We start from the raw sequence: 334 nt of genomic DNA on the forward strand, positions 1-334 counted from the left end.
ATGATACGGTATCCACCAATTAGAATCGCTCATAGCCACAAACTCTTGTGCAATACTGTTATAGAGGATTTGACAGATACTAATACCCTCAAAATCATCTTGTGTGACAACAAAATCAGACTGTCTTAATTTGTGCCCATTTTTATCTGTTGTACCAATTTCAAATTCTTCACTTTTCAACAATTGGACTGTTTTCATCACATTAAGTTCCCCCTTTATTTCTCTTGTGAACATGCTAAAATATTTTTGAAGGCATCTTATTTCTTGTGCCCTTCACCAATACGATCACTCATCACACTTCCCCTTTCTGTTGCTTTATAGCAATGGAAAGGGC

General features: G+C 36.2%; 1 pseudogene. It reads right to left on the reverse strand.

Going from position 1 to position 334, the window contains the following annotated elements:
* Positions 1-198: pseudogene (locus RT27_RS31670) on the reverse strand (hypothetical protein); the annotation flags it as partial.
* Between the last annotated feature and the right edge of the window lie 136 nt (positions 199-334).

It is taken from the genome of Bacillus sp. L_1B0_5, assembly GCF_000836715.1.
Classification (GTDB): domain Bacteria; phylum Bacillota; class Bacilli; order Bacillales; family Bacillaceae_G; genus Bacillus_A; species Bacillus_A thuringiensis_S.